General features: G+C 54.3%; 18 protein-coding genes. 14 read left to right on the top strand and 4 right to left on the bottom strand.

Annotation, left to right across the window (positions count from 1 at the left end; translation table 11 throughout):
- Positions 1-33: 33 nt before the first annotated feature.
- The 7 genes from AACY82_RS03170 to AACY82_RS03140 all read left to right on the top strand — a co-directional run bounded on the left by AACY82_RS03170 (position 34) and on the right by AACY82_RS03140 (position 5,654).
- Positions 34-1,116, top strand: coding sequence for a chemotaxis response regulator protein-glutamate methylesterase (locus AACY82_RS03170; protein ID WP_339615309.1), 1,083 nt, complete (start codon positions 34-36; stop codon positions 1,114-1,116).
- Positions 1,116-1,856, top strand: a complete 741-nt coding sequence (locus tag AACY82_RS03165; RefSeq protein WP_339615308.1) for a flagellar motor protein — start codon at positions 1,116-1,118, stop codon at positions 1,854-1,856. The genes AACY82_RS03170 and AACY82_RS03165 overlap by 1 nt, the downstream gene beginning before the upstream one ends.
- A gap of 11 nt (positions 1,857-1,867) precedes the next feature.
- Positions 1,868-2,740 carry a flagellar motor protein MotD gene (motD, locus tag AACY82_RS03160; RefSeq protein ID WP_339615307.1) on the top strand — a complete coding sequence of 291 codons (873 nt, stop codon included), beginning with the start codon at positions 1,868-1,870 and terminating at the stop codon, positions 2,738-2,740.
- A 100-nt stretch (positions 2,741-2,840) separates the two neighbouring features.
- Entirely contained in the window at positions 2,841-3,695 is an 855-nt protein-coding gene (locus tag AACY82_RS03155) for a ParA family protein (protein WP_339615306.1), read from the top strand.
- Positions 3,692-4,552, top strand: a complete 861-nt coding sequence (locus AACY82_RS03150) for a chemotaxis protein CheW (RefSeq protein WP_339615305.1) — start codon at positions 3,692-3,694, stop codon at positions 4,550-4,552. Before AACY82_RS03155 ends, AACY82_RS03150 begins: the two co-directional genes overlap by 4 nt.
- A 198-nt stretch (positions 4,553-4,750) precedes the next feature.
- Positions 4,751-5,236 carry a chemotaxis protein CheW gene (locus tag AACY82_RS03145; protein WP_339615304.1) on the top strand — a complete coding sequence of 162 codons (486 nt, stop codon included), beginning with the start codon at positions 4,751-4,753 and terminating at the stop codon, positions 5,234-5,236.
- A 28-nt stretch (positions 5,237-5,264) separates the two neighbouring features.
- Positions 5,265-5,654, top strand: coding sequence for a DUF2802 domain-containing protein (locus tag AACY82_RS03140; protein WP_339615303.1), 390 nt, complete (start codon positions 5,265-5,267; stop codon positions 5,652-5,654).
- 106 nt (positions 5,655-5,760) lie between these two features.
- Here AACY82_RS03140 and AACY82_RS03135 read toward each other — a convergent pair whose 3' ends face one another.
- From AACY82_RS03135 to AACY82_RS03120, 4 genes are read right to left on the bottom strand one after another with little or no spacing between them, the layout of a single operon-like run.
- On the bottom strand, positions 5,761-6,528 hold the full coding sequence (locus AACY82_RS03135; RefSeq protein WP_339615302.1) for a YciK family oxidoreductase: 768 nt from the start codon (positions 6,526-6,528) through the stop codon (positions 5,761-5,763).
- Positions 6,525-7,232, bottom strand: coding sequence for an HAD-IA family hydrolase (locus AACY82_RS03130; protein WP_339615301.1), 708 nt, complete (start codon positions 7,230-7,232; stop codon positions 6,525-6,527). The genes AACY82_RS03135 and AACY82_RS03130 overlap by 4 nt, the downstream gene beginning before the upstream one ends.
- 20 nt (positions 7,233-7,252) lie before the next feature.
- Positions 7,253-8,002 carry a bifunctional 2-polyprenyl-6-hydroxyphenol methylase/3-demethylubiquinol 3-O-methyltransferase UbiG gene (ubiG, locus tag AACY82_RS03125; RefSeq protein ID WP_339615300.1) on the bottom strand — a complete coding sequence of 250 codons (750 nt, stop codon included), beginning with the start codon at positions 8,000-8,002 and terminating at the stop codon, positions 7,253-7,255.
- Between the two features lie 14 nt (positions 8,003-8,016).
- Entirely contained in the window at positions 8,017-9,354 is a 1,338-nt protein-coding gene (locus AACY82_RS03120; protein WP_339615299.1) for a TRZ/ATZ family hydrolase, read from the bottom strand.
- Positions 9,355-9,606: 252 nt separating this feature from the next.
- Between AACY82_RS03120 and gyrA the strand changes: the two genes are divergently transcribed.
- From gyrA to AACY82_RS03085, 7 genes are all read left to right on the top strand, one after another.
- Complete coding sequence (gyrA, locus tag AACY82_RS03115; RefSeq protein ID WP_339615298.1) at positions 9,607-12,195, top strand: DNA gyrase subunit A; 2,589 nt, start codon at positions 9,607-9,609, stop codon at positions 12,193-12,195.
- 6 nt (positions 12,196-12,201) lie between these two features.
- Complete coding sequence (pheA, locus tag AACY82_RS03110) at positions 12,202-13,305, top strand: prephenate dehydratase (RefSeq protein WP_339615297.1); 1,104 nt, start codon at positions 12,202-12,204, stop codon at positions 13,303-13,305.
- A gap of 11 nt (positions 13,306-13,316) precedes the next feature.
- A complete protein-coding gene (locus tag AACY82_RS03105) occupies positions 13,317-15,566 on the top strand; it encodes a bifunctional prephenate dehydrogenase/3-phosphoshikimate 1-carboxyvinyltransferase (protein WP_339615296.1) in 2,250 nt (749 codons plus the stop codon).
- A 136-nt stretch (positions 15,567-15,702) separates the two neighbouring features.
- Entirely contained in the window at positions 15,703-16,614 is a 912-nt protein-coding gene (gene cysD, locus AACY82_RS03100) for a sulfate adenylyltransferase subunit CysD (protein ID WP_339615295.1), read from the top strand.
- A 91-nt stretch (positions 16,615-16,705) separates the two neighbouring features.
- Complete coding sequence (gene cysN, locus AACY82_RS03095; protein WP_339615294.1) at positions 16,706-18,127, top strand: sulfate adenylyltransferase subunit CysN; 1,422 nt, start codon at positions 16,706-16,708, stop codon at positions 18,125-18,127.
- Positions 18,128-18,533: 406 nt separating this feature from the next.
- Positions 18,534-20,018, top strand: a complete 1,485-nt coding sequence (locus tag AACY82_RS03090; RefSeq protein WP_339615293.1) for an NAD-dependent succinate-semialdehyde dehydrogenase — start codon at positions 18,534-18,536, stop codon at positions 20,016-20,018.
- Between the two features lie 15 nt (positions 20,019-20,033).
- Positions 20,034-20,279: a DUF2835 domain-containing protein gene (locus tag AACY82_RS03085; RefSeq protein ID WP_339615292.1), complete on the top strand. Its 246-nt coding sequence runs from the start codon at positions 20,034-20,036 to the stop codon at positions 20,277-20,279.
- Positions 20,280-20,301: the final 22 nt, after the last annotated feature.

Raw genomic sequence — 20,301 nt, 5'->3', positions numbered from 1 at the left:
TTTTTTGAGCGCCTAATTTAATGGAGTAACAGCATGCCCGTACGGGTGTTAATTGTAGACGACTCGCAGTTCTTTCAATCTCGTCTCAAAGACATTATTAGTCAGCACCCCCGGCTTGAAGTGGTTGGTGTCGCAAGCAATGGCCAGCAGGGCGTTGAGTTGGCGCGCTCACTAAAACCAGATGTCATCACCATGGACTTTGAGATGCCGGTGATGGATGGCGTTACCGCTGTGCGAACCATTATGGCCGAACGGCCACTTCCTATTTTAATGTTTTCGTCGCTTACCTACGAGGGTGCGCGTATTACCTTGGACGCACTAGCGGCCGGGGCTGTGGATTTTATACCCAAGGACTTTGCCGAGGTATCGCGCAATTCGGTTGTTTTAAAACAAAAGTTGCACGAGCGTTTACTTACTCTGGCCGGCGGCGCAGCGAGTGGTGCTCCCGCAAGTAGCGCGCGTAGGCCCTCCGAGCCGGCAAAGCCGCAAGATATTGATTTTACCCGTCAGCCGACACCGGCTGAACTGAAGCCCCGGCCACGTAAAAGTTATGCAAAACCCAGTTTAGTCGTTATCGGCGCTTCTACCGGTGGTCCGGTAGCGCTGACCGAAGTGTTGTCTAGCTTACCGGCAAACTTTAGCGTTCCTGTGTTGTTGGTGCAGCACATGCCCGAGAACTTTACCAGAGCGTTTGCCGAGCGCCTCAATAAGCAGTGTGCTTTGGAGGTTCGCGAAGCCGTCGATGGCGATCTTATTAAGCCCGGGTTGGCGCTGTTGGCCCCCGGCGGAAAACAAATGATGATTGACCGGCGCGGCGTGGTGAAAATTTTACCCGACGACGAGCGAGTTAATTACAAACCGAGTCTCGACATTACTTTCGGTGCCGCCGCTAATGCCTACTCAGATCGGGTGTTGGGTGTGGTGTTAACCGGTATGGGCTCCGATGGTTGTAAAGGCGCCGGCCTGCTAAAGCAGCGCGGCGCACAAATTTGGGCGCAAGATAAAGACAGCTGTGTGATTTACGGTATGCCCATGGCGGTTGCCCGTGAAAACTTAACCGATCGTGTGTTGAGTTTAAAAGATATTGGCCCGGCGTTGGCTGCCGAGGTGCGCTGATGGATATCTTAAGCATACTCGGGGTACTCATTGGGTTTGCGGCGATTATTGGCGGTAATTTTATCGAGGGTGGTACTTTATCGTCGCTGGCAAATTTTCCGGCAGCGTTTATAGTGCTTGGCGGTACCGCCGGCGCCGCGATGTTGCAAACCCCTAAAGCCTGTTTAGTGCGCTCTTTGCGGATGATCCGCTGGGTGTTTCGACCGCCGCATTTTGATTATCAAAAGGGTATCGAAAAAATTACCGCTTGGTCGGTCACCGCCCGTAAAGAGGGCCTGCTGGGACTCGAGAAACTTGCCGATGAAGAAACCGATCCGGTTGCGCAAAAAGCGTTAACCTTACTGGTCGATGGTAATGAACCAGATACTATCCGGCGCGTCATGGAAGGGGATTTAATTCTCTCTGAGCAAAACCATTTAGACGCCGTTAAATTTTACGAGAGTATGGGTGGCTATGCGCCAACGATCGGCATTCTCGGTGCGGTTATGGGGTTGATACATGTTATGCGCAATTTGGCCGACCCCGAACAGCTTGGCCCCGGTATTGCGGTCGCGTTTGTGGCCACAATTTACGGTGTGGCATTAGCCAACTTATTTTTACTCCCTATCGCCAATAAGTTGCGTATGTGCGTCGATCGCGAAATACGCTACGGCGAAATGTTTATCGAAGGAGTTCTCGGCATCGCCAACGGTGAAAACCCGCGAGCGATAGAGGTGCGGTTAAGTGGTTATGTCGATTAATAGGTTGTGTTATGCCTAGGCGTCGATCTCGGGAATTGAGCGTTAATCACGAGCGCTGGCTGGTGAGTTATGCGGATTTTATTACGCTTTTATTTGCCTTTTTTGTGGTGATGTACTCGATCTCGCAAGTTAATGAAAGCAAATATCGAGTCTTGTCCTCGACCCTGACCGACGCTTTTGATTCGCGGTCACACGCGAAGCGAGCAGATGGCAAGTTCGAGGGCGAAGCCCTGGTACCACCAATACCTTCGAGCCCTGTTGGCGATCACAAGGGCAACCTTGATTTGCTTGAACAAGCGTTTAAAGCGGAATTCGCCGGCTTGATTGACGATCAGCTGATGCAGGTGTCGAGTAACGAGATGTGGCTGCAAGTAGAGCTGCGGGACAGTATTTTATTTTCATCCGGTAGCGCCGAGGTAAGTGATACCGCCCGCGAGATTTTTACCCGGGTCGCTGAAATTATTGCCGATGTCGATAATCCGGTTCAGATCGAAGGTTTTACCGATAATGTACCGATTCAAACCAGCCGCTACCCAAGCAACTGGGAGTTGTCCTCGGCGCGAGCGGCGGCGATTGTTAAGTGGCTTATTGATGCCGGTGTCGGGCCGAGTCGGTTAGCGGCAGTGGGTTATGGTAAGTATCAGCCAGTGGCCTCTAATGATAGCGCCGATGGTCGGGCACAAAACCGACGGGTGGCGATTATGATTGCCCGCGATCACCGAGTGCGCCCCCAAGCGGCGGCGCCCGAAGCGTCGGCTGGAGCGCAAACTACGGCGACTCGTTCCAGCGCCGGCAGTGCCGATATTAAACCGGTAGAACTGAACGACGGCGAGCTACTTTACAGTAGCGACCCAGACTTACCCCGGACGAACGGTACGCCTTAATCTGATCTAACCCAGGGCGAGGCACGATACTTGCTCAAGGTTTGCTAATCAGAGCCGATTAACACTAGATTGACGCTATCGCTGTACTTGAGAGGATTTTGTGAAAATCTGGACCGTAGCAAACCAGAAAGGTGGTGTGGGTAAAACGACTACCAGTGTCGCGCTTGGCGGTTTAGCCGCCGAGCACGGGCGCGTATTGCTATTGGACCTCGACCCTCACGGTTCCTTGACCAGCTATTTCCGTCAAGATCCCGACACCCTGACCCGCAGTGCGTATACGTTATTTTCGGATCGTCAGCGTTTAAGTGAGCCCCAAGGCGGTGGCCGACGTTTTGTAAAATCCCTGATTTGCGCGACCGACTACCCCAACCTTGAGGTTTTACCGGCGGCAACAGGTTTGGCAACCCTCGAGCGGCGATCCCTCGGGCCCGATGGTTTGGGGTTGGTCGTTAAACGAGCGCTGGCCTTGCTGGCTGACGATTACGACTTAGTGATTATCGATACGCCGCCACTGTTGGGCGTTTTAATGGTCAACGCACTCGCCGCGTGTGACGAGTTGCTTATTCCAGTGCAAACCGAGTTTCTCGCTCTTAAAGGCTTAGAGCGTATGGTTAATACGTTAAATATGATGGCAAAATCCAGCCGCCAAGGGCTTAATTACACCATAGTGCCGGCACTGTTTGATCGCAGAACCCAGGCGTCGGTAAGCACCATGCGGACGATTCGTTACGATTACCCCGAGCGCACGTGGCCGGGTAAGATCCCCGTGGATACCAAGTTTCGCGATGCCAGCAAAGCCGGGGTACCGCCGAGCTTGTACGAGCCGCAAAGTCGCGGGGTCGAGGCGTATCGCTCGCTCTATAAGTGGTTGCGTCAGCGCGAGGTCACGCACTCGACACAAGCAGCAGGCAGCGTAACCGCTGCAAAAGCGCCGGCAAGCAGAGGTGTACTATGACCGCGGGTGGCAATGATTTGTTACAGGGCTACATTGATGAGTTGCTGCGTGACGCGCCTGCACCAGCCCCCGGCTCAGAGGTAAAGCCTCAAGCCGTTACAGAGGAGTTGCGTTCACCCCCGACACCAGTCGCGCCGCTGTTGGATGACGACGACCGCCGCGAGCAATTACAACAGCTGCTGTACAGCGCGCGCGCCTCGGTAACGCAGCATATGACGCCAGAGCCTGACGCCGCGCCTGCACCAACCGCTTTAAAAGAAACGCCCGCGCCAATCGCTACGCCGGATGTAGCGCCTTTGCCCCGCGCCACGCCCACCGCCGAGGTGGCCGTCAGTGAAACACCGGCGGCAGAACCCCAGGCGGTATTGGATGAAGCGCTGCAGTGGCATAAAAACGGTCGTCCGGGCTGGGCTCAGGAGCCCTTTGAGGTACTCTTATTTACGGTCAGTGGTCTAACCTTGGCCGTGCCGCTTATCGCACTGGGGCAAATTCAACCGCTGACCGATGAGCTTACGCCGCTATTTGGCCAGGCTGATTGGTTTATGGGGCTACAGCCCACCAGCTCGGGCAAAGTACGCACGGTGAATACCGCAAAATTTGTCATGCCTGAACGCTACGATCCAAGTTTTGTTGAATCCGCCCAGTATGTGGTGTCCATTAACGGTGTGCCGTGGGGACTAGCGGTGGATCGGGTAGAGCAACCTATGCGGCTCGCCCCGGACGACGTAAAGTGGCGTAGCTCACGCTCCAAGCGGCCCTGGCTGGCCGGAACCGTTAAAGAGCATATGTGCGCACTGATCGATATACCGATGATGGGCAAACTTTTGACCGACGCCGATCGCAATAGCCGTAAATAGACGGTTTTGCCCGTCTGGCTTCGCCAGAGTGTAGTAAACTTGGGTTAAGGGCGGGTTATCGCCTAGACTGAAGAAATTGGCAGCGCGGCCGATAGCGTCATAGTAAAGACTACTGTTAATAGGTAAAGGGTTTAACCGGTGCCGCTTAAGCGGGGCCACATTGAACAAGCGCCTAATATTCTTGTGCGAGGAGCAACCATGGCGAACAATGCCAATCAACAAAAAAACTCAGACGATGCGGTATTGCAATGGGTCACCTTTCGCCTAGACGGTGAAACCTATGGCATTAACGTTATGCAGGTTCAAGAGGTGCTGCGCTACTCAGAGATCGCCCCCGTGCCTGGCGCCCCCGCTTACGTTTTGGGGATTATTAACTTGCGCGGCAATGTGGTGACGGTGATTGATACCCGCCACCGGTTTGCCTTGCCCGCCGGTGAGGTGACGGACAATACGCGCATCGTGATTATCGAGACCGACAGCCACGTTATTGGTATCTTGGTAGACAGTGTTGCCGAGGTGGTTTACTTGCGCGAGTCCGAGATCGAGATGGCCCCCAACGTTGGCAATGAAGAGAGCGCTAAGTTTATTCAGGGTGTTTGTCACAAAAACGATGAACTGCTGATTTTGATTGAGCTGAATAAGCTGCTCACCAATGAAGAGTGGGCCGAACTCGACGATATTTAAGGCAGTGCTGGGGTAGGGATGTAAAACTATGGGTGCGTTTGCCGGTGTCGCAACTGAGACCTTAATAGCCGCTGCTGTTGTTTTTGGCGTGGCGGTGTTCGCACTTTTATTGGCTTTTACGGCTTTGGTTAAAATAAAGCGTGCACAGCAACAAAGCCAGCAGGCTCTGCAAAAGTTTGAACGCGAGTTGGCGCTACTGCAAAGTGGTGCCGTGGGTATGGGGCAGCGAATTCTGGCTATGGAATCGCAGAAAAACACCCAGATCGACACCTCAAGTGGCGACACTCGCCTTAAGCCTTACTCCGAGGCAACACACTTGTTATCGTTGGGCGTGGATCGTGACGAGGTCGCTAATCGCTGCGGCTTGTCACGCGCCGAGGCATCATTGCTGGATGCCTTGCGCAGCAAACCGCAGTAAATAATTCGTCACGCCGGCTTTACTTTCCTATCGTATTTTCTTTTGGCAGGCATTACCGCGATAAACACAAACAGAGGTGCTATCGCGATAACCTTGCGGGGCAACGCTACTGAGCGTTAAAACATTGCCCGGTTATATCGCGGCTGTCCTTTCCCATCAAATACAAATAGAGCGGCATATGATCCTCGGGGGTTTTAAGCTCGTTAGGGTTTTCGGCCGGGTAGGCAACGGCGCGCATGGCGGTGCGGGTGGCGCCTGGGTTGATGCTATTAGCGCGAATACCGGTTACCCCTTCGAGCTCGTCGGCCAGCGTTTGCATAATGTTTTCTTGTGCCGCTTTACTGGCGGCGTAAGCGCCCCAGTAGGCACGACCTTGGCGGCCAACGCTGGAGCCGGTAAAGACAATGGCAGCGTGCTCGGGTTTTTCTAATAGTGGCAACAGGGCTTGGGTCATCATGAACGGGGCGTTGACGTTTACCTGCATTAAGCGCTTCCAGGTGTCGGCGGCATAGTCGCGGATGGTGGTCCGGTCGCCCAGCTCTGAGGCGTTGTGCAATATACCGTCGAGCTGGCCAAATTCTTCATTTAGCGTGTCGCACATATCGCGGTAATCTTTTTCCGTGGCGCCTTCAAGGTTCATCGGGTAAATAGCGGGCTGCTTGTGACCGGCGACCTCGATAGCGTCGTAGACTTGTTCTAGCTTGCTCATGGTGCGGCCCAGTAAGATCACGGTGGCGCCATGGGCGGCAAACGTCATTGCCGCTGTGCGGCCAATGCCATCGCCGGCACCGGTCACCAAAATAATTTTATCGGCTAATAAATCGGATGATGGTTGGTAGCCATCTGGCAGGGTATTTATGTTGGGATGGTTCATGCAGGTTGCTCAGCTGTTTGTCGCGCTTGAATCAATCGCGCAATTAATGGCGCTAACTCAAGGCTGTGATTGACGAGGTAATCGGCTTGCCAGTTTTTGGGGTCGTCGCCTTCATCGATATAGCCATAGCCGCAGCCGATGGTGATAGCGCCGGCGCGCCGGCCGCAGTCGATGTCGCGAATATGATCACCGAGATAAATAATTTGACTGGGCTCGCACTCAAAGTGGCGCGCTGCAAATAATAGCGATTCAGGGTCGGGCTTGCGATGGGTGATGTTGTCGGGGCAAATCACGACCTCGGGCGCCGGTTTTAAGGCGAGCTTATCGAGTAGTGCCTGGGTGTATAGCTCGGGCTTGTTGGTGGCGATGCCCCAGCCTAAACCGCAGCGCTTAATATCGTGTAGCAGCTCAATAATACCGCTAAACGGCTGGGTATAAACCGCGATATGTTGCATGTACAGCTCTAGCAAGCGGCTGCGTAGTGGCGCAAACTCAGGGTCGCTCTCGGTGACATTAAAACCTAGCTCTATCAGTGCACGCGCGCCGTTAGAGACGGTGCGACGAATGGCTTCATCAGTAAGCTCGGGGAGTTGATGCTCGCGGCGCAGCTGGTTGAGCACAACGATAAAATCGCCGGCGGTGTCCAGCAGTGTGCCGTCAAGATCAAAAACGACGGCACGGATTGGCAGAGGATTGGGGCTCACGGTATCTCCTGATTTCAATATTAGGCAGTCTCGGGGGCTTTACGAGTGCGGGCAATGTAGTTGACATCGACGTCGTGGGGCGCCAGTGAAAACTGTTTGCTGAGCGGGTTGTAGCGAATGCCCGCGATATCTTCAAGCTGTAACCCCGCGCGCCGGGCATAGCTGGCAAGCTCAGAGGGGCGAATAAATTTTTTGTAATCGTGGGTGCCTTTGGGCAGTAAACCCAATACATATTCGGCCCCAACCACGGCTAAACCCCACGCTTTAGGCGTGCGGTTAATGGTCGAAAAGTAAACCGTACCACCGGGTTTTACCAACGCCGCGCAAGCGGAAATCACCGAAGCGGGGTCGGGGACATGCTCCAGCATTTCCAGGCAGGTGACAATGTCGTAGTGGCCTGGTTGCTGGGCCGCGAGCTGCTCGGCAGTGCTGTGCAGGTAATCCACCTGCAGGCCGCTTTGCTTAGCGTGCTCGCGGGCGACCCTCAGCGGTGCTTCGCCCATGTCGATACCGGTAACGCGCGCGCCGCGTTGGGCTAGCGCTTCGGCCAAAATACCACCGCCACAACCAACGTCTAATAGCTCGCGCTCGGCGACCGGAGAGTGTTGGTCGATATAGTTGGCGCGCAGCGGGTTCATGCCGTGTAGAGGCTGAAATTCCCCCTCTAAGTCCCACCATTTGTCGGCTAATTGCTCAAATTTGGCGATTTCAGCCGCATCGGTATTTGGCGTGGCTTGGGGCTGCTCGGTATTGTCATGGGATTGAGTCATAAATTACTCCGGTCTCAGCTGGACGGATTTTGTTGCGCGATTTTTTGCGCCCAGTGACGAGCTTTAATGGCGATGTCTCGCTCGTTGAGTGTTTGCAGGTGACCCGACAGCATCAGTGCCTTGCCCGCCACCCACAGGTGCGACGCCTTTACGGCGCGATTGTTATAAACCAGCGTTGCCGCCACATCATAGATGGGCTGGGCGCACAGATCGTCCAACTCAAAAGCGACGATATCGGCGGCCTTGCCGGGCTCCAGCGAGCCGGTAATGTCGTCGATACCCATAGCCTGCGCGCCTTTTAGGGTTGCCATAGTGAGTGCTTGATGGGCGTCTAGCGCTGCGGCATCACCGGCGACTGCTTTGGCGAGCAGGGCGGCGGTGTGCAGCTCGCCTAACATAGATAAATCATTGTTGCTGGCGGCGCCGTCGGTGCCCAGAGCGACATTAACCCCGGCGGCGGTGAGCTTGGCCACCGGCGCAAAACCGCTGGCGAGCTTAAGGTTTGATTCTGGGCAGTGAATAACATGGCTGCCGGTGCTGCTGAGCGTGGCAATATCGCTGTCGTCAACTTGGGTCATATGCACGCACTGAGCAAGAGGCGATAGTACACCCAGCTCGCGCAAGCGCTCTAGGGGGCGCTTGCCGTGCTGCTCAATAGAGGTGGCGACTTCTTGCGCGGTTTCGTGCACATGGATGTGAATAGGCGCCTGTAGTTCGTGTGCCAGCACGGCAATACGCTTGAGTGGCTCATCGCTCACAGTGTAAGGGGCGTGGGGGCCAAAAGCGATGCGAATCAAGTCGTCGGCGCGGTAGTCGTCGTGCAGTGCGAGACCTTTGTTGATGTAGTCATCTGGGTCATCGCCCCAATTGGTGGCAAAGTCCAATACGGGAAACGCGATCTGCGCGCGCATGTGGGCGCGGCGGGTCACTTGGGCGGTTTGTTCGGGGTAAAAGTACATGTCGGCAAAGCAGCTTGTGCCAGACTTGATCATCTCGGCGAGTGCCAGCTCGGTGCCATCGCGCACAAAATCGGCGTCGACTAACCGCGCCTCGGCGGGCCAGATATGCTCATTCAGCCAAGTGTCTAACGGTTGGTCGTCGGCAAAGCCGCGCAGCAGGGACATTGCCGTGTGACCGTGGGTGTTGATCAGGCCGGGCATCAGGACGTGGCGATCTAAGGTGAGGGTTTGTTCGGCACGGTAGCGTTTCTCGGCTTCGGCAATAGGCAGTAAGGCTTCGATCTGCTGCCCATTGACGATAATGGCACAGTCCTCGTATACGCGTCCGGCGGGGACGATCGGTATGATCCAGCGGGCTTTGATCATTAATCGAACGGCTTGCTGGTTGGGCATGGAGGCTCCTCGACGATGGCAATATCCTGATGGGCCACTGCTTGGCCCGTCGCGGCGCAGTATAACTCAAACCCTGCAGGTGGCGTGAGGCCCACACTTATACCGATGGCAGCCTAGCACACCTATACGTCTGATTTTATGGTAATATTACGCCCTTTAAGTCCACGCGAGACGCACTTGCGGGGCATACGTGTGTCGCGGGCGCCAACCCGGCTCTGACAGCAGTCAACACAATAAGGAAAGCGTTAATCCATGGGCGATTTAGCGAAAGAAGTATTACCCGTCAGTATCGAAGATGAGCTCAAGCAGTCTTACCTCGACTACGCCATGAGTGTGATCGTTGGCCGAGCACTTCCCGATGCTCGGGATGGTTTAAAGCCTGTTCACCGGCGCGTACTGTTTGCCATGAGTGAGCTGAATAACGATTGGAACAAAGCGTACAAAAAATCGGCTCGTGTGGTCGGTGATGTGATTGGTAAATACCATCCCCATGGCGACTCCGCCGTGTACGATACGATTGTTCGTATGGCGCAGCCATTCTCGTTGCGCTATATGCTGGTAGACGGTCAAGGTAACTTCGGTTCGGTCGATGGCGATAACGCCGCGGCGATGCGTTATACCGAAATCCGCATGGCGAAAATCTCGCACGAGCTGCTGGCCGATCTCGACAAAGAGACCGTCGATTTTATCCCCAACTACGATGGCACCGAGCAAATCCCTGATGTTTTGCCGACCCGAGTGCCCAACTTACTGGTGAACGGCTCCTCTGGTATCGCCGTGGGCATGGCCACCAATATCCCGCCGCACAACCTCACCGAGGTGGTGAAAGGTTGTTTAGCACTGATCGATAATGAAGACATCACCATCGATGAGCTGATGGAGATTATTCCCGGGCCTGACTTTCCTACGGGCGCCATTATTAATGGTCGCGCCGGTATTTTACAGGCGTATCGCACCGGTCGCGGGCGTATTTACATTCGCGCCCGAGCCGAGGTCGAGGTTAATAACAAGACGGGCCGCGAAACCATTATTATTCGCGAAATTCCCTACCAGCTTAACAAGGCGCGTCTGATCGAGCGTATTGCCGAGCTGGTAAAAGAGAAAAAGATCGAAGGCATCAGCGAGCTGCGCGACGAGTCGGACAAAGACGGTTTGCGTGTGGTAATCGAAGTTAAGCGCAATGAGTCGGGCGAGGTGTTGCTCAACAACCTCTACTCTCAGACGCAGCTGCAGAACGTGTTTGGTATTAATATCGTCGCCTTGGTCGACGGACAACCTAAAATATTAAACCTTAAAGAATTGCTTGAGGCGTTTGTTCGCCACCGCCGTGAGGTGGTCACCCGGCGTACGGTTTACTTGCTGCGCAAAGCGCGCGAGCGCGGGCACATTCTCGAGGGCTTAGCGGTTGCGATTGCCAATATCGACGAAGTGATTGAGATGATCAAAAGCTCTCCGTCACCGGCAGAGGCCAAAGAAGGGCTAATTGCCCGTGGTTGGGATGCCGCCGAGATGGCACCGTTTTTAGAGCGCGCCGGCGAAGACGCCTGTCGCCCTGAAGATCTGCCCGATACCTTTGGTTTGCGCGATGGCAAATATTATTTGTCGCCGGCGCAGGCACAGGCCATTTTGGAATTGCGTCTGCACCGTTTAACCGGCATGGAGCACGACAAGCTGCTGGCCGAGTACAACGAAAAACTGCTGCAAATTGCCGAGTACTTAGAAATTTTAGGTAACTTCACCCGGCTAATGGAAGTGATTCGCGAAGAGCTTGAGCTTATTGTTAAAGACTACGGCGATGAGCGCCGCACCGAGATTATGGCGTCGACGCTCGATTTGACCGAAGAAGATTTGATTAACGAAGAGCAGCGCGTCGTGACGCTCTCCCACGGTGGTTACGCTAAGAGTCAGCCGCTGGCCGATTACCAGGCGCAAAAACGTGGTGGTATGGGCAAGTCAGCGACGTCGGTTAAAGACGAAGACTTTGTTGAGCACCTACTTATTGCCAGCACCCATGACACCATCTTGTGTTTTACCAGTGTCGGTAAAGTGTATTGGTTAAAGGTGTATCAAATCCCTGTTGCGGGCCGGCAATCTCGGGGGCGCCCGGTGGTAAATTTAATGCCGCTGGAGGCAGGCGAACGGGTCACCTCGATCTTGCCGGTGAAAGAGTTTGATGCCGATCACTTCGTCTTTATGGCGACCGAAAAAGGCACCGTTAAAAAGACACCGCTGGATCAGTTCTCGCGTCCGCGCAGTGTCGGTTTACGGGCAATCGCTTTAGACGAGGGCGACAACTTAGTCTATACCGCCATCACCAACGGTGAGCGAGATATTATTTTGTTTGCCTCTAACGGTAAGGCGGCACGCTTTAACGAATCGGCGGTGCGCAGCATGGGCCGTATTAGTCGCGGGGTGCGCGGTATCCGCATGGCTGACGATCAATCGGTTATCGGCATGGTAGTGCCTGTCGAGCACGGTAAAGTGCTCACCGTCAGTGAAAACGGCTACGGTAAACGCACCGACGTCGAAGAGTTTCCGGCTAAAGGTCGCGGTGGTCAGGGTGTTATTGCGATGACTGCCAGCGAGCGTAACGGCGCGCTCGTAGGCGCCGTGCAGGTGCTTGATGGCGAAGAGCTAATGCTGATTTCAGATCAGGGCACTTTGGTGCGCACCCGCGTTGATGAGGTATCGGTACTGAGCCGTAACACTCAAGGCGTGCGTCTTATTAAGCTGCGCGACAATGAACATATGAGTGGCGTCGCGCGCATTGAAGAGCCAGAAGAGGATGACACTGACGTTGAAGGCGAAGCCGCGTCGGATGAACCGGCAGCTGAGGAATAAGGCGTTATGAGCGATACCCACAACGAGCGCGAGCAACTGCTGGCGCTGCGTGATCGCATCGACGAAATCGACGCGACCATCGGCAAGCTTATTTCTGAGCGCGCCGGCTGCGCGCAAAAAGTGGCCGAGGTAAAGTCGGCCAGCACTGAGGGCGATGTTTTGTTTTATCGGCCTGAGCGCGAGGCACAAGTATTGCGCAAGGCGATGGAGCGCAATGAAGGGCCGCTTAGTGATGAAGAGATGGCGCGCTTGTTTCGTGAAATTATGTCGGCGTGTTTGGCCTTGGAACGTCCCATTAAGGTGGCGTACCTAGGTCCTGAAGGTACGTTTACACAGCAGGCGGCGCAAAAACATTTTGGCGCTTCCGCCGTTGCCATGCCGTTTTCGGCAATCGATGAAGTTTTTCGCGAGGTCGAGGCAGGCGCTGTTAATTATGGCGTGGTACCGGTCGAGAATTCTACCGAAGGTGTGGTGAGTCATACCCTCGATAACTTTATGAATTCTAATTTAAAAATTTGCGGTGAGGTCGAGCTGCGGGTACATCATAATTTAATGGTGTCCTCTGTCACCGATGTTAAAAGCATCTCTCGTATCTATTCCCACGGACAATCGTTGGCACAGTGTCGCAAGTGGCTGGATGCACATTACCCCAAAGCCGAGCGAATTGCCGTGTCGAGCAACGCTGAAGCGGCCCGTCGTTTAAAGGGTGAGTGGAATGCGGCGGCTATAGCGCCAGAAAAAGCCGCCGAGCTATACGATTTACAGGTGGTTTCCGAGAAGATCGAAGATCAGCCGGACAACAGCACCCGCTTTTTAATTATCGGCACCCAAGCGGTTCCCGCCAGCGGCGTCGATAAAACCTCACTGTTAATTGCGATGCGCAATCAGCCCGGGGCGCTGCACAATTTGCTGGCGCCGTTTCACGCTCACGATATCGATTTAACACGGGTCGAAACCAGGCCTTCGCGTTCTGGCGTGTGGACTTACGTGTTTTTCGTGGACTTTACCGGGCATGTGGACGACCCCGTCATCCGCGCTACGTTAGACGAAGTCTCGGCACGAGTGTCCGACTTAAAAATTCTGGGTTCTTACCCCAAGGCCGTACTCTAGGGATGTCGGCCGTGTCGGAGCCCGAGTTTAAAGCGGTTGGAAAATTGGTGGTTATTGGCCTGGGGCTTATTGGCGGTAGCGTCAGTGCTGGTTTGCGCCAGCGCCATGCGTGCCAAGAGGCGATTGGCATTGTTCGCGATCAAGCAAACGCGGCATTAGCGCTAGAGCGCGGCGTGGTTGACCGCGCCTGTTTGTCACTGCAAGAAGTGGCGGCCGAGTTGGGCGAGGGCGATGTTATCTTTGTCGCTGTGCCCACACTGGCCATTGAGTCGGTATTGCGCGATATTCATGCGCTTGTCAGTCCAGAGGTTACCGTAACCGACGGCGCCAGTGTAAAAGGCAGTGTGCGTGAGGCGGCTATTGCCGCGTTTGGTGAAGTGCCCAGCAACTTAGTGTTGGGGCACCCGATTGCCGGCTCGGAGCAAAGCGGCGTTGCCGCAGCCAACCCCTCTTTATACCAAAAACACCGTGTTATTTTAACGCCCGAGCCGTCGACCGGCGCGGCGCATATCGCCAGAGTGACGGCTCTGTGGCAAGCGCTTGGCGCCGAGGTTTTGTCCATGTCGGTTAGCGAGCACGATGAGGTGCTGGGGGCGACCAGTCACTTGCCTCACGTTATCGCGTACTCGCTGGTTGACACCTTGGCGCACGATATTGGCAACCCCAACATCTTTCGTTACGCCGCGGGCGGGTTTCGTGATTTTACCCGCATTGCCTCCAGTGATCCGATTATGTGGCACGATATTATGCGCGCCAATCGTGGCGCTGTGCTTCACTCGCTGGATAAGTTTGTCGATAACCTACTGCGTTTGCGTGACGGCATTGAGCGCGAAGACGGCGAGTATTTGCTGGGCGTATTTACCCGCGCTAAAGCGGCTCGAGATCACTTTACCCGGATGTTAGCCGGGCGCACTTTAAAAGACTCTGCAGCGTTAACGCCTATCAAATTTCGTGTCGTTGCAGGTGCGCCCTTACAGGGCCGGTTACGCGTACCGGGCGACAAGTCGATCTCTCATCGCGCGATCATGCTCGGCTCGCTGGCAAACGGCAAAACTACGATCGCCGGATTATTGGAGAGCGAAGACTCGCTTGCCACGCTGCAGGCGTTTCGCGATATGGGCGTAGTGATTGACGGTGCTAACAATGACGCCACCGGTGAGGAGCGCGTGACCATTTACGGCGTCGGGCTGCACGGGCTTAAGGCACCACAAAAGCCGCTGTATTTGGGTAATGCCGGCACCAGCGCCCGATTGTTGTCCGGTATTCTGGCCGCACAAACCTTTAGCTCCACCATCACAGGTGATGCCTCTTTGTCGGCCCGGCCCATGGGGCGAATTATCGAACCTTTGAGCTCAATGGGTGCCAACATCCATTCGGAGTCAGAGAACCTGCCGTTGACGTTTGCCCCGGCTGAGCGCTTTGCCGCTATTGATTACCAGCTGCCACTGGCGAGCGCCCAGGTAAAATCTTGTTTGTTGCTGGCCGGTTTGTACGCTGATGGCGTCACACGGGTGCGGGAATCTCAGGTAACGCGCGACCATACCGAGCGTATGTTGGGCGGTTTTGGCTGCCAGGTGACTCGCTGCGACGAGGGCTGGCTCGCCATTGATGGCGGCAGTGAGCTGCAGGCGTGCCATATTGATGTGCCAGGCGATTTCTCGTCAGCGGCATTTTTTATCGTCGCTGCGAGTATCACCCCAGGTTCGGATATTTTACTGGAACACGTTGGTGTAAATCCGTCGCGCACGGGTGCGCTGGACATCTTGCGCCTTATGGGCGCCGACATAGCGCTACTTAACGAAGATACGGCAGGCGGTGAACCCGTGGCCGATATTCGGGTGCGCTACCGCCAGTTACACGGTATTAGCATACCGCCGGAGCTGGTTTCCCGAGCGATTGATGAGTTTCCCGCGCTGTTTGTCGCCGCCGCTAGTGCTCGGGGTGTCACCGAGCTCTCGGGTGCGGCGGAGCTGCGGGTAAAAGAAAGTGATCGGCTGGCGAATATGGCGGCCGGGCTAAAAGCGTTGGGCGTTAGCGTGGATACCCATGCCGATGGTTTGCGCATTACCGGCTCGGCCATGCAGGGCGCCGAGGTAGATTCGGCGGGCGACCACCGGGTTGCCATGGCCCTGGCGTTGACAGGATTGTGTTGCGACGGGGCGGTGACGGTTGATCACGCTGAGTGCATTGCCTCGTCGTTCCCGGGCTTTGTGGCGCAAGCCAAACAATTGGGCATAACCATAGAAGCAATTGATTGTTAACAAACCGTTAGAAAACCGCTACCGTTGCCAACGCTAGTGCTGGGTGGAGTGGATTAGTGAAATTCGTCCAGATCACCTATAATACGCGCCGCCGACACTGGGTCGGCCCCAAATTGACCAACAAATTGTGAGTGGCATGTCCGAGCAATACACACAGACGCACCTAAAACAGCTTGAAGCTGAAAGTATTCATATCATTCGCGAAGTCGCGGCTGAGTTTGATAACCCTGTTATGCTCTATTCGGTGGGCAAGGATTCTGCCGTAATGATGCACTTGGCCATGAAGGCCTTCGCACCGGGTAAACCGCCATTCCCCTTAATGCACGTAGACACGACCTGGAAGTTTCAGGAAATGATTGAGTTTCGTGACCAGCGTATTAAAGATCTCGGCTGGGATCTGCTGGTACACATCAATCAAGAAGGTGTCGATATGGGGGTTGGCCCATTCACCCACGGTAGCGCCAAGCATACCGACATCATGAAAACGCAATCTCTAAAGCAGGCGCTTAACAAATATAAGTTTGACGCCGCTTTTGGTGGCGCCCGTCGGGATGAAGAAAAATCGCGAGCCAAAGAGCGCGTTTACTCGTTCCGTGATCGCAATCACCGTTGGGATCCTAAAAATCAGCGCCCCGAGTTGTGGAATATTTATAACGGCCGGGTAGATAAAGGCGAAAGCATTCGCGTGTTCCCCCTGTCTAACTGGACTGAGCTGGATATCTGGCAGTACATCCATTTAGAAGGCATTCCTATCGTGCCCTTGTATTTTGCCGCTAAGCGGCCTGTGGTTGAGCGTGACGGCACCCTGATTATGGTCGACGATGACCGTATGCCGTTAGAGCCGGGCGAAGAGATCCAAGAGAAAATGGTTCGCTTTCGTACCCTTGGTTGTTATCCGCTGACCGGCGCGGTTGAGTCCGATGCGACAACGCTGCCTGAGATTATTCAGGAAATGTTGTTAACGACGACCTCCGAGCGTCAAGGGCGGGTGATTGATCATGACAGCTCCGGCTCGATGGAAAAGAAAAAGCAAGAAGGCTATTTCTAAGTAATAGCGGATAACGTATTTGCACTGAATCGGTGGCGCAGGGCGCGTCACCAATTTGTTAGGCACCGAAAACGCCAAAGGCTAAAAGTTTATGTCTCACCAATCAGAACTTATCGCTAGCGATATTGATGAGTATCTCGCTCAGCACGAGCGCAAAGAATTATTGCGTTTATTGACGTGCGGTAGCGTTGACGACGGTAAAAGCACACTAATCGGTCGCTTGCTGCACGACTCGAAAATGATTTATGAAGATCAGCTCGACGCCGTGCGCTCCGACAGCACAAAGCACGGTACGACAGGCAACACCGTCGACTTGGCGCTGCTGGTAGATGGTTTGCAAGCTGAGCGCGAGCAAGGTATTACCATTGATGTGGCCTACCGTTATTTCTCAACGGCTAAGCGCAAGTTTATTATCGCCGACACCCCGGGCCACGAGCAGTACACTCGCAATATGGCCACCGGCGCCTCGACCTGTGATTTGGCCGTCATTCTTATTGACGCCCGTTACGGCGTGGTGACGCAAACCCGTCGGCACAGCTATATTGCCTCCTTGCTGGGGGTTAAAAACATCGTCGTTGCCGTCAATAAAATGGACTTGTTGGATTTTGATGAGCAGGCGTTTATCAAAATTAAATCCGATTACTTGTCGTTTGCGCAAAAGCTTGGCATGGAAGACGTGCAGTTTGTGCCGATCTCGGCCCTTGATGGCGACAACGTGGTCAATGCATCAGAGCGCTCGGCGTGGTATACCGGCCCAACGTTAATGGAAATTTTGGAGTCGGTGCCGGTTACCGCCGATAAAAACTTCGATGACTTCCGTTTCCCGGTGCAGTATGTCAACCGTCCTAATTTAGATTTTCGTGGGTTTTGCGGCACAATTGCCTCCGGTGTGGTTAAGGTCGGCGATGCGGTTAAAGTGTTGCCTAACGGCACCAGCAGTACCGTAAAAGCAATTGTGACCTATGACGAGAACTTAGATCAGGCGTTTGCCGGGCAAGCGGTCACCCTGACCTTAGATGATGAAATTGACGTTAGCCGTGGCGATATGCTGGTGCTGGCTAATGATGAGGTCAAACAAACCAACAGCCTCAAAGCGCATGTTGTTTGGATGAACGCTAACGCCGGTAAAGTGGGCGATGAGTATTTGTTTAAGTTTGCCAGTCGTGTCATCAGTGGCCACTTTGATGGCCTCGATTATCAGATTGACGTAAACACCCAAGAGCATCATCCGACCACGGCCCTTGAGCTAAATGATATTGCGGTTGCCAACTTGGCATTGAGCCAAAATGTTATCGTTGATAATTATCAGCACAACCGTGCCACGGGTGCCTTTATTGTGATTGACCGACTGACAAATATCACTGTTGGCGCGGGTATGGTAATGGAAGCGCTCGATTACAATGCTGATACGCAAAACGCGAATTACAGCGAGTTTGAAGTCGAGCTAAACGCCTTGGTGCGCAAGCACTTTCCTCACTGGCAAGCGCGCGATATTAGTAAATTACTAAAGTGAGATAATCTGCTGGCGCCCGGCGCCGCTGGCTACCTTACGCGCGTTAAAGCGAGCCCCTGACCGGGCTCGCTTTTTTCGTTTTGGGTTTCTGAGCCAAGCGCTGAATGGATCGTGACACTTTATAAAAACATCAGTAACCGTTTGTTCAGGCGTAGCCTGACGTTAGTAGGCAGGGTGTTGCAGAGGCACTTTTGTCGAGGTTGTGACAGGGGCTTGAACCGTCGATGGCGTGCGGTGTTATGATGTTTATAGTCCAAATTTTCTGTTACCCACCGTTTTTGGCCCGCCGCAATAAGGTATGTTTAGGCAATGCACGTTTGCTAAGCTACCGGTTTAGCTCTGACGTTTTGGGGGCAGGGCGCTAGCGTAAATTGTATGTTCAGCAAACAAACTTTGAGGAATCGCAATGACTAGTAACGCAAATACTCCAGCCTTTAAATTAGAGTGCCCCGAGTTGTGGCGCGAACAGTGTTTTTTTGCCGGAACCTGGTCTGCAGGTAGCTCTGGTGAATCCATCGAGGTGGTCAACCCGGCCACCGATGAAATCTTAGCGCGGGTTCCTAAGTTGTCAGCAAAGGACCTCGATCATGCATTAACGGCCGCCCACCAAGGTTTTATCTTCTGGCGCGGATTAAGCGCGCCAGAGCGATCGGCTAAATTGCGCCGCTGGTTTGAGCTGATGCAAGAGCACAAAGAGGACTTAGCCCGCATCATGACTGCCGAGCAGGGCAAGCCCATCGCAGAGTCACGTGGCGAAATCGATTATGCGGCGTCTTACATTGAATGGTTTGCTGAAGAGGCAAAGCGTGGCTACGGCGAGATGATTCCCGCATCAAAGCCGGGACAGCATCTTTTGGTTCGGCCTGAGCCGATCGGGGTCAGCGTCGCGATCACTCCGTGGAACTTTCCCGCTGCGATGATTACCCGTAAAGCGGCGGCAGCGCTAGCGGCGGGTTGCTCAATGGTGGTCAAACCCGCCTCTATGACGCCCCTAAGTGCGCTGGCGCTGGCTTATTTGGCCCAGCAAGCAGGTATTGAAGAGTCGGTGTTTAGCGTGGTGACTGGCGACTCAGAGACAGTAGGTAAAGCCTTTACCGAATCGACGCTGGTGAAAAAATTAAGTTTTACCGGTTCGACCTCCGTGGGTCGCAAATTAATGGCGCAGTGCGCGCCCAATTTACAAAAGCTCTCATTAGAGCTGGGCGGCAATGCGCCTTTTGTGGTGTTTGATGATGCAGATGTTGCCCTTGCGGTGAAGGGTGCCATTGGCTCTAAATTCAGAAACTCGGGCCAAACCTGTGTTTGTCCTAATCGCCTTTTGGTGCAGGCGGGTATTCACGATAAGTTTGTCGCAGCGCTAAAACACGCAATGAGTGAGTTAAAGGTCGGCGATGGTTTTGACGAGAGCGTTAAACAAACGTCCCTTATCAATGCCGGTGCCGTCGATAAAGTAAAGCGCCACTACGATGATGCTCTGGCAAAAGGGGCTGAGTGTGTGTTGGGCGATGTGCCGGGTAGCTTGCCGCACAATCGCGTCGCGCCGATTTTGCTGGTGGGGGTAACCCCTAAAATGCAGTTGTGGCAAGAAGAAACCTTTGGGCCAGTGGCGCCAATTATGAAATTTACCACCGAGCAAGAAGGCATTGAGCTGGCCAACTCTACTCCTTTCGGTTTGGCGGCGTATTTTTATACCCAAGATGTAGATCGCTCTTGGCGCGTGGGCGAGGCACTGGAGTCTGGCATGGTGGGGGTTAACGAAGGCGGTATCTCTAACGCTATGGCACCCTTTGGCGGTGTCGATCAGTCTGGCTTTGGCCGTGAAGGAGGGCGCCAGGGGATTCAAGAATATCAGCAACTTAAATACCTTTGCTATGGCCCGGCAAGGTCATAATAATCGGCAGCGGCGATGACCCGGACACAGCTGAATCAGCTGGAATTTAGTTTAGACATTAGTGCGGCGCAACTCGAGCGCTACTATCGCGGCAGGGTGCGAGAGGTGCTGGCTCATACCATCGACGGTCGCCGGGTGCGTTTTCCGCTGTCGTTGCTGCGGCCGTTTGTAAGCCACAGCGGCGTGCAGGGTTGGTTTCGGATTGTTTTTGATCAATCAATGCGCTGCGAGCGGCTCGAAAAAATCGACGTAGGGCGCTAATTTCAGTATCCTTGCCGCCGTT

Source organism: uncultured Gilvimarinus sp., assembly GCF_963972205.1.
GTDB classification, from domain to species: domain Bacteria; phylum Pseudomonadota; class Gammaproteobacteria; order Pseudomonadales; family Cellvibrionaceae; genus Gilvimarinus; species Gilvimarinus japonicus.
The sequence above is the reverse complement of the archived record's forward strand: the minus strand, read 5'-3'. Positions and strand labels throughout refer to the sequence as shown.

What these genes read in the sequence shown, in the direction of transcription:
- AACY82_RS03170 (WP_339615309.1), top strand. Translation starts at nt 34, where the DNA reads ATGCCCGTACGGGTGTTAATTGTAGACGACTCGCAGTTCTTTCAATCT.
- AACY82_RS03165 (WP_339615308.1), top strand. Translation starts at nt 1,116, where the DNA reads ATGGATATCTTAAGCATACTCGGGGTACTCATTGGGTTTGCGGCGATT.
- motD (WP_339615307.1), top strand. Translation starts at nt 1,868, where the DNA reads ATGCCTAGGCGTCGATCTCGGGAATTGAGCGTTAATCACGAGCGCTGG.
- AACY82_RS03150 (WP_339615305.1), top strand. Translation starts at nt 3,692, where the DNA reads ATGACCGCGGGTGGCAATGATTTGTTACAGGGCTACATTGATGAGTTG.
- AACY82_RS03145 (WP_339615304.1), top strand. Translation starts at nt 4,751, where the DNA reads ATGGCGAACAATGCCAATCAACAAAAAAACTCAGACGATGCGGTATTG.
- AACY82_RS03140 (WP_339615303.1), top strand. Translation starts at nt 5,265, where the DNA reads ATGGGTGCGTTTGCCGGTGTCGCAACTGAGACCTTAATAGCCGCTGCT.
- AACY82_RS03135 (WP_339615302.1), bottom strand. Translation starts at nt 6,528, where the DNA reads ATGAACCATCCCAACATAAATACCCTGCCAGATGGCTACCAACCATCA.
- ubiG (WP_339615300.1), bottom strand. Translation starts at nt 8,002, where the DNA reads ATGACTCAATCCCATGACAATACCGAGCAGCCCCAAGCCACGCCAAAT.
- AACY82_RS03120 (WP_339615299.1), bottom strand. Translation starts at nt 9,354, where the DNA reads ATGCCCAACCAGCAAGCCGTTCGATTAATGATCAAAGCCCGCTGGATC.
- gyrA (WP_339615298.1), top strand. Translation starts at nt 9,607, where the DNA reads ATGGGCGATTTAGCGAAAGAAGTATTACCCGTCAGTATCGAAGATGAG.
- pheA (WP_339615297.1), top strand. Translation starts at nt 12,202, where the DNA reads ATGAGCGATACCCACAACGAGCGCGAGCAACTGCTGGCGCTGCGTGAT.
- cysD (WP_339615295.1), top strand. Translation starts at nt 15,703, where the DNA reads ATGTCCGAGCAATACACACAGACGCACCTAAAACAGCTTGAAGCTGAA.
- cysN (WP_339615294.1), top strand. Translation starts at nt 16,706, where the DNA reads ATGTCTCACCAATCAGAACTTATCGCTAGCGATATTGATGAGTATCTC.
- AACY82_RS03090 (WP_339615293.1), top strand. Translation starts at nt 18,534, where the DNA reads ATGACTAGTAACGCAAATACTCCAGCCTTTAAATTAGAGTGCCCCGAG.
- AACY82_RS03085 (WP_339615292.1), top strand. Translation starts at nt 20,034, where the DNA reads ATGACCCGGACACAGCTGAATCAGCTGGAATTTAGTTTAGACATTAGT.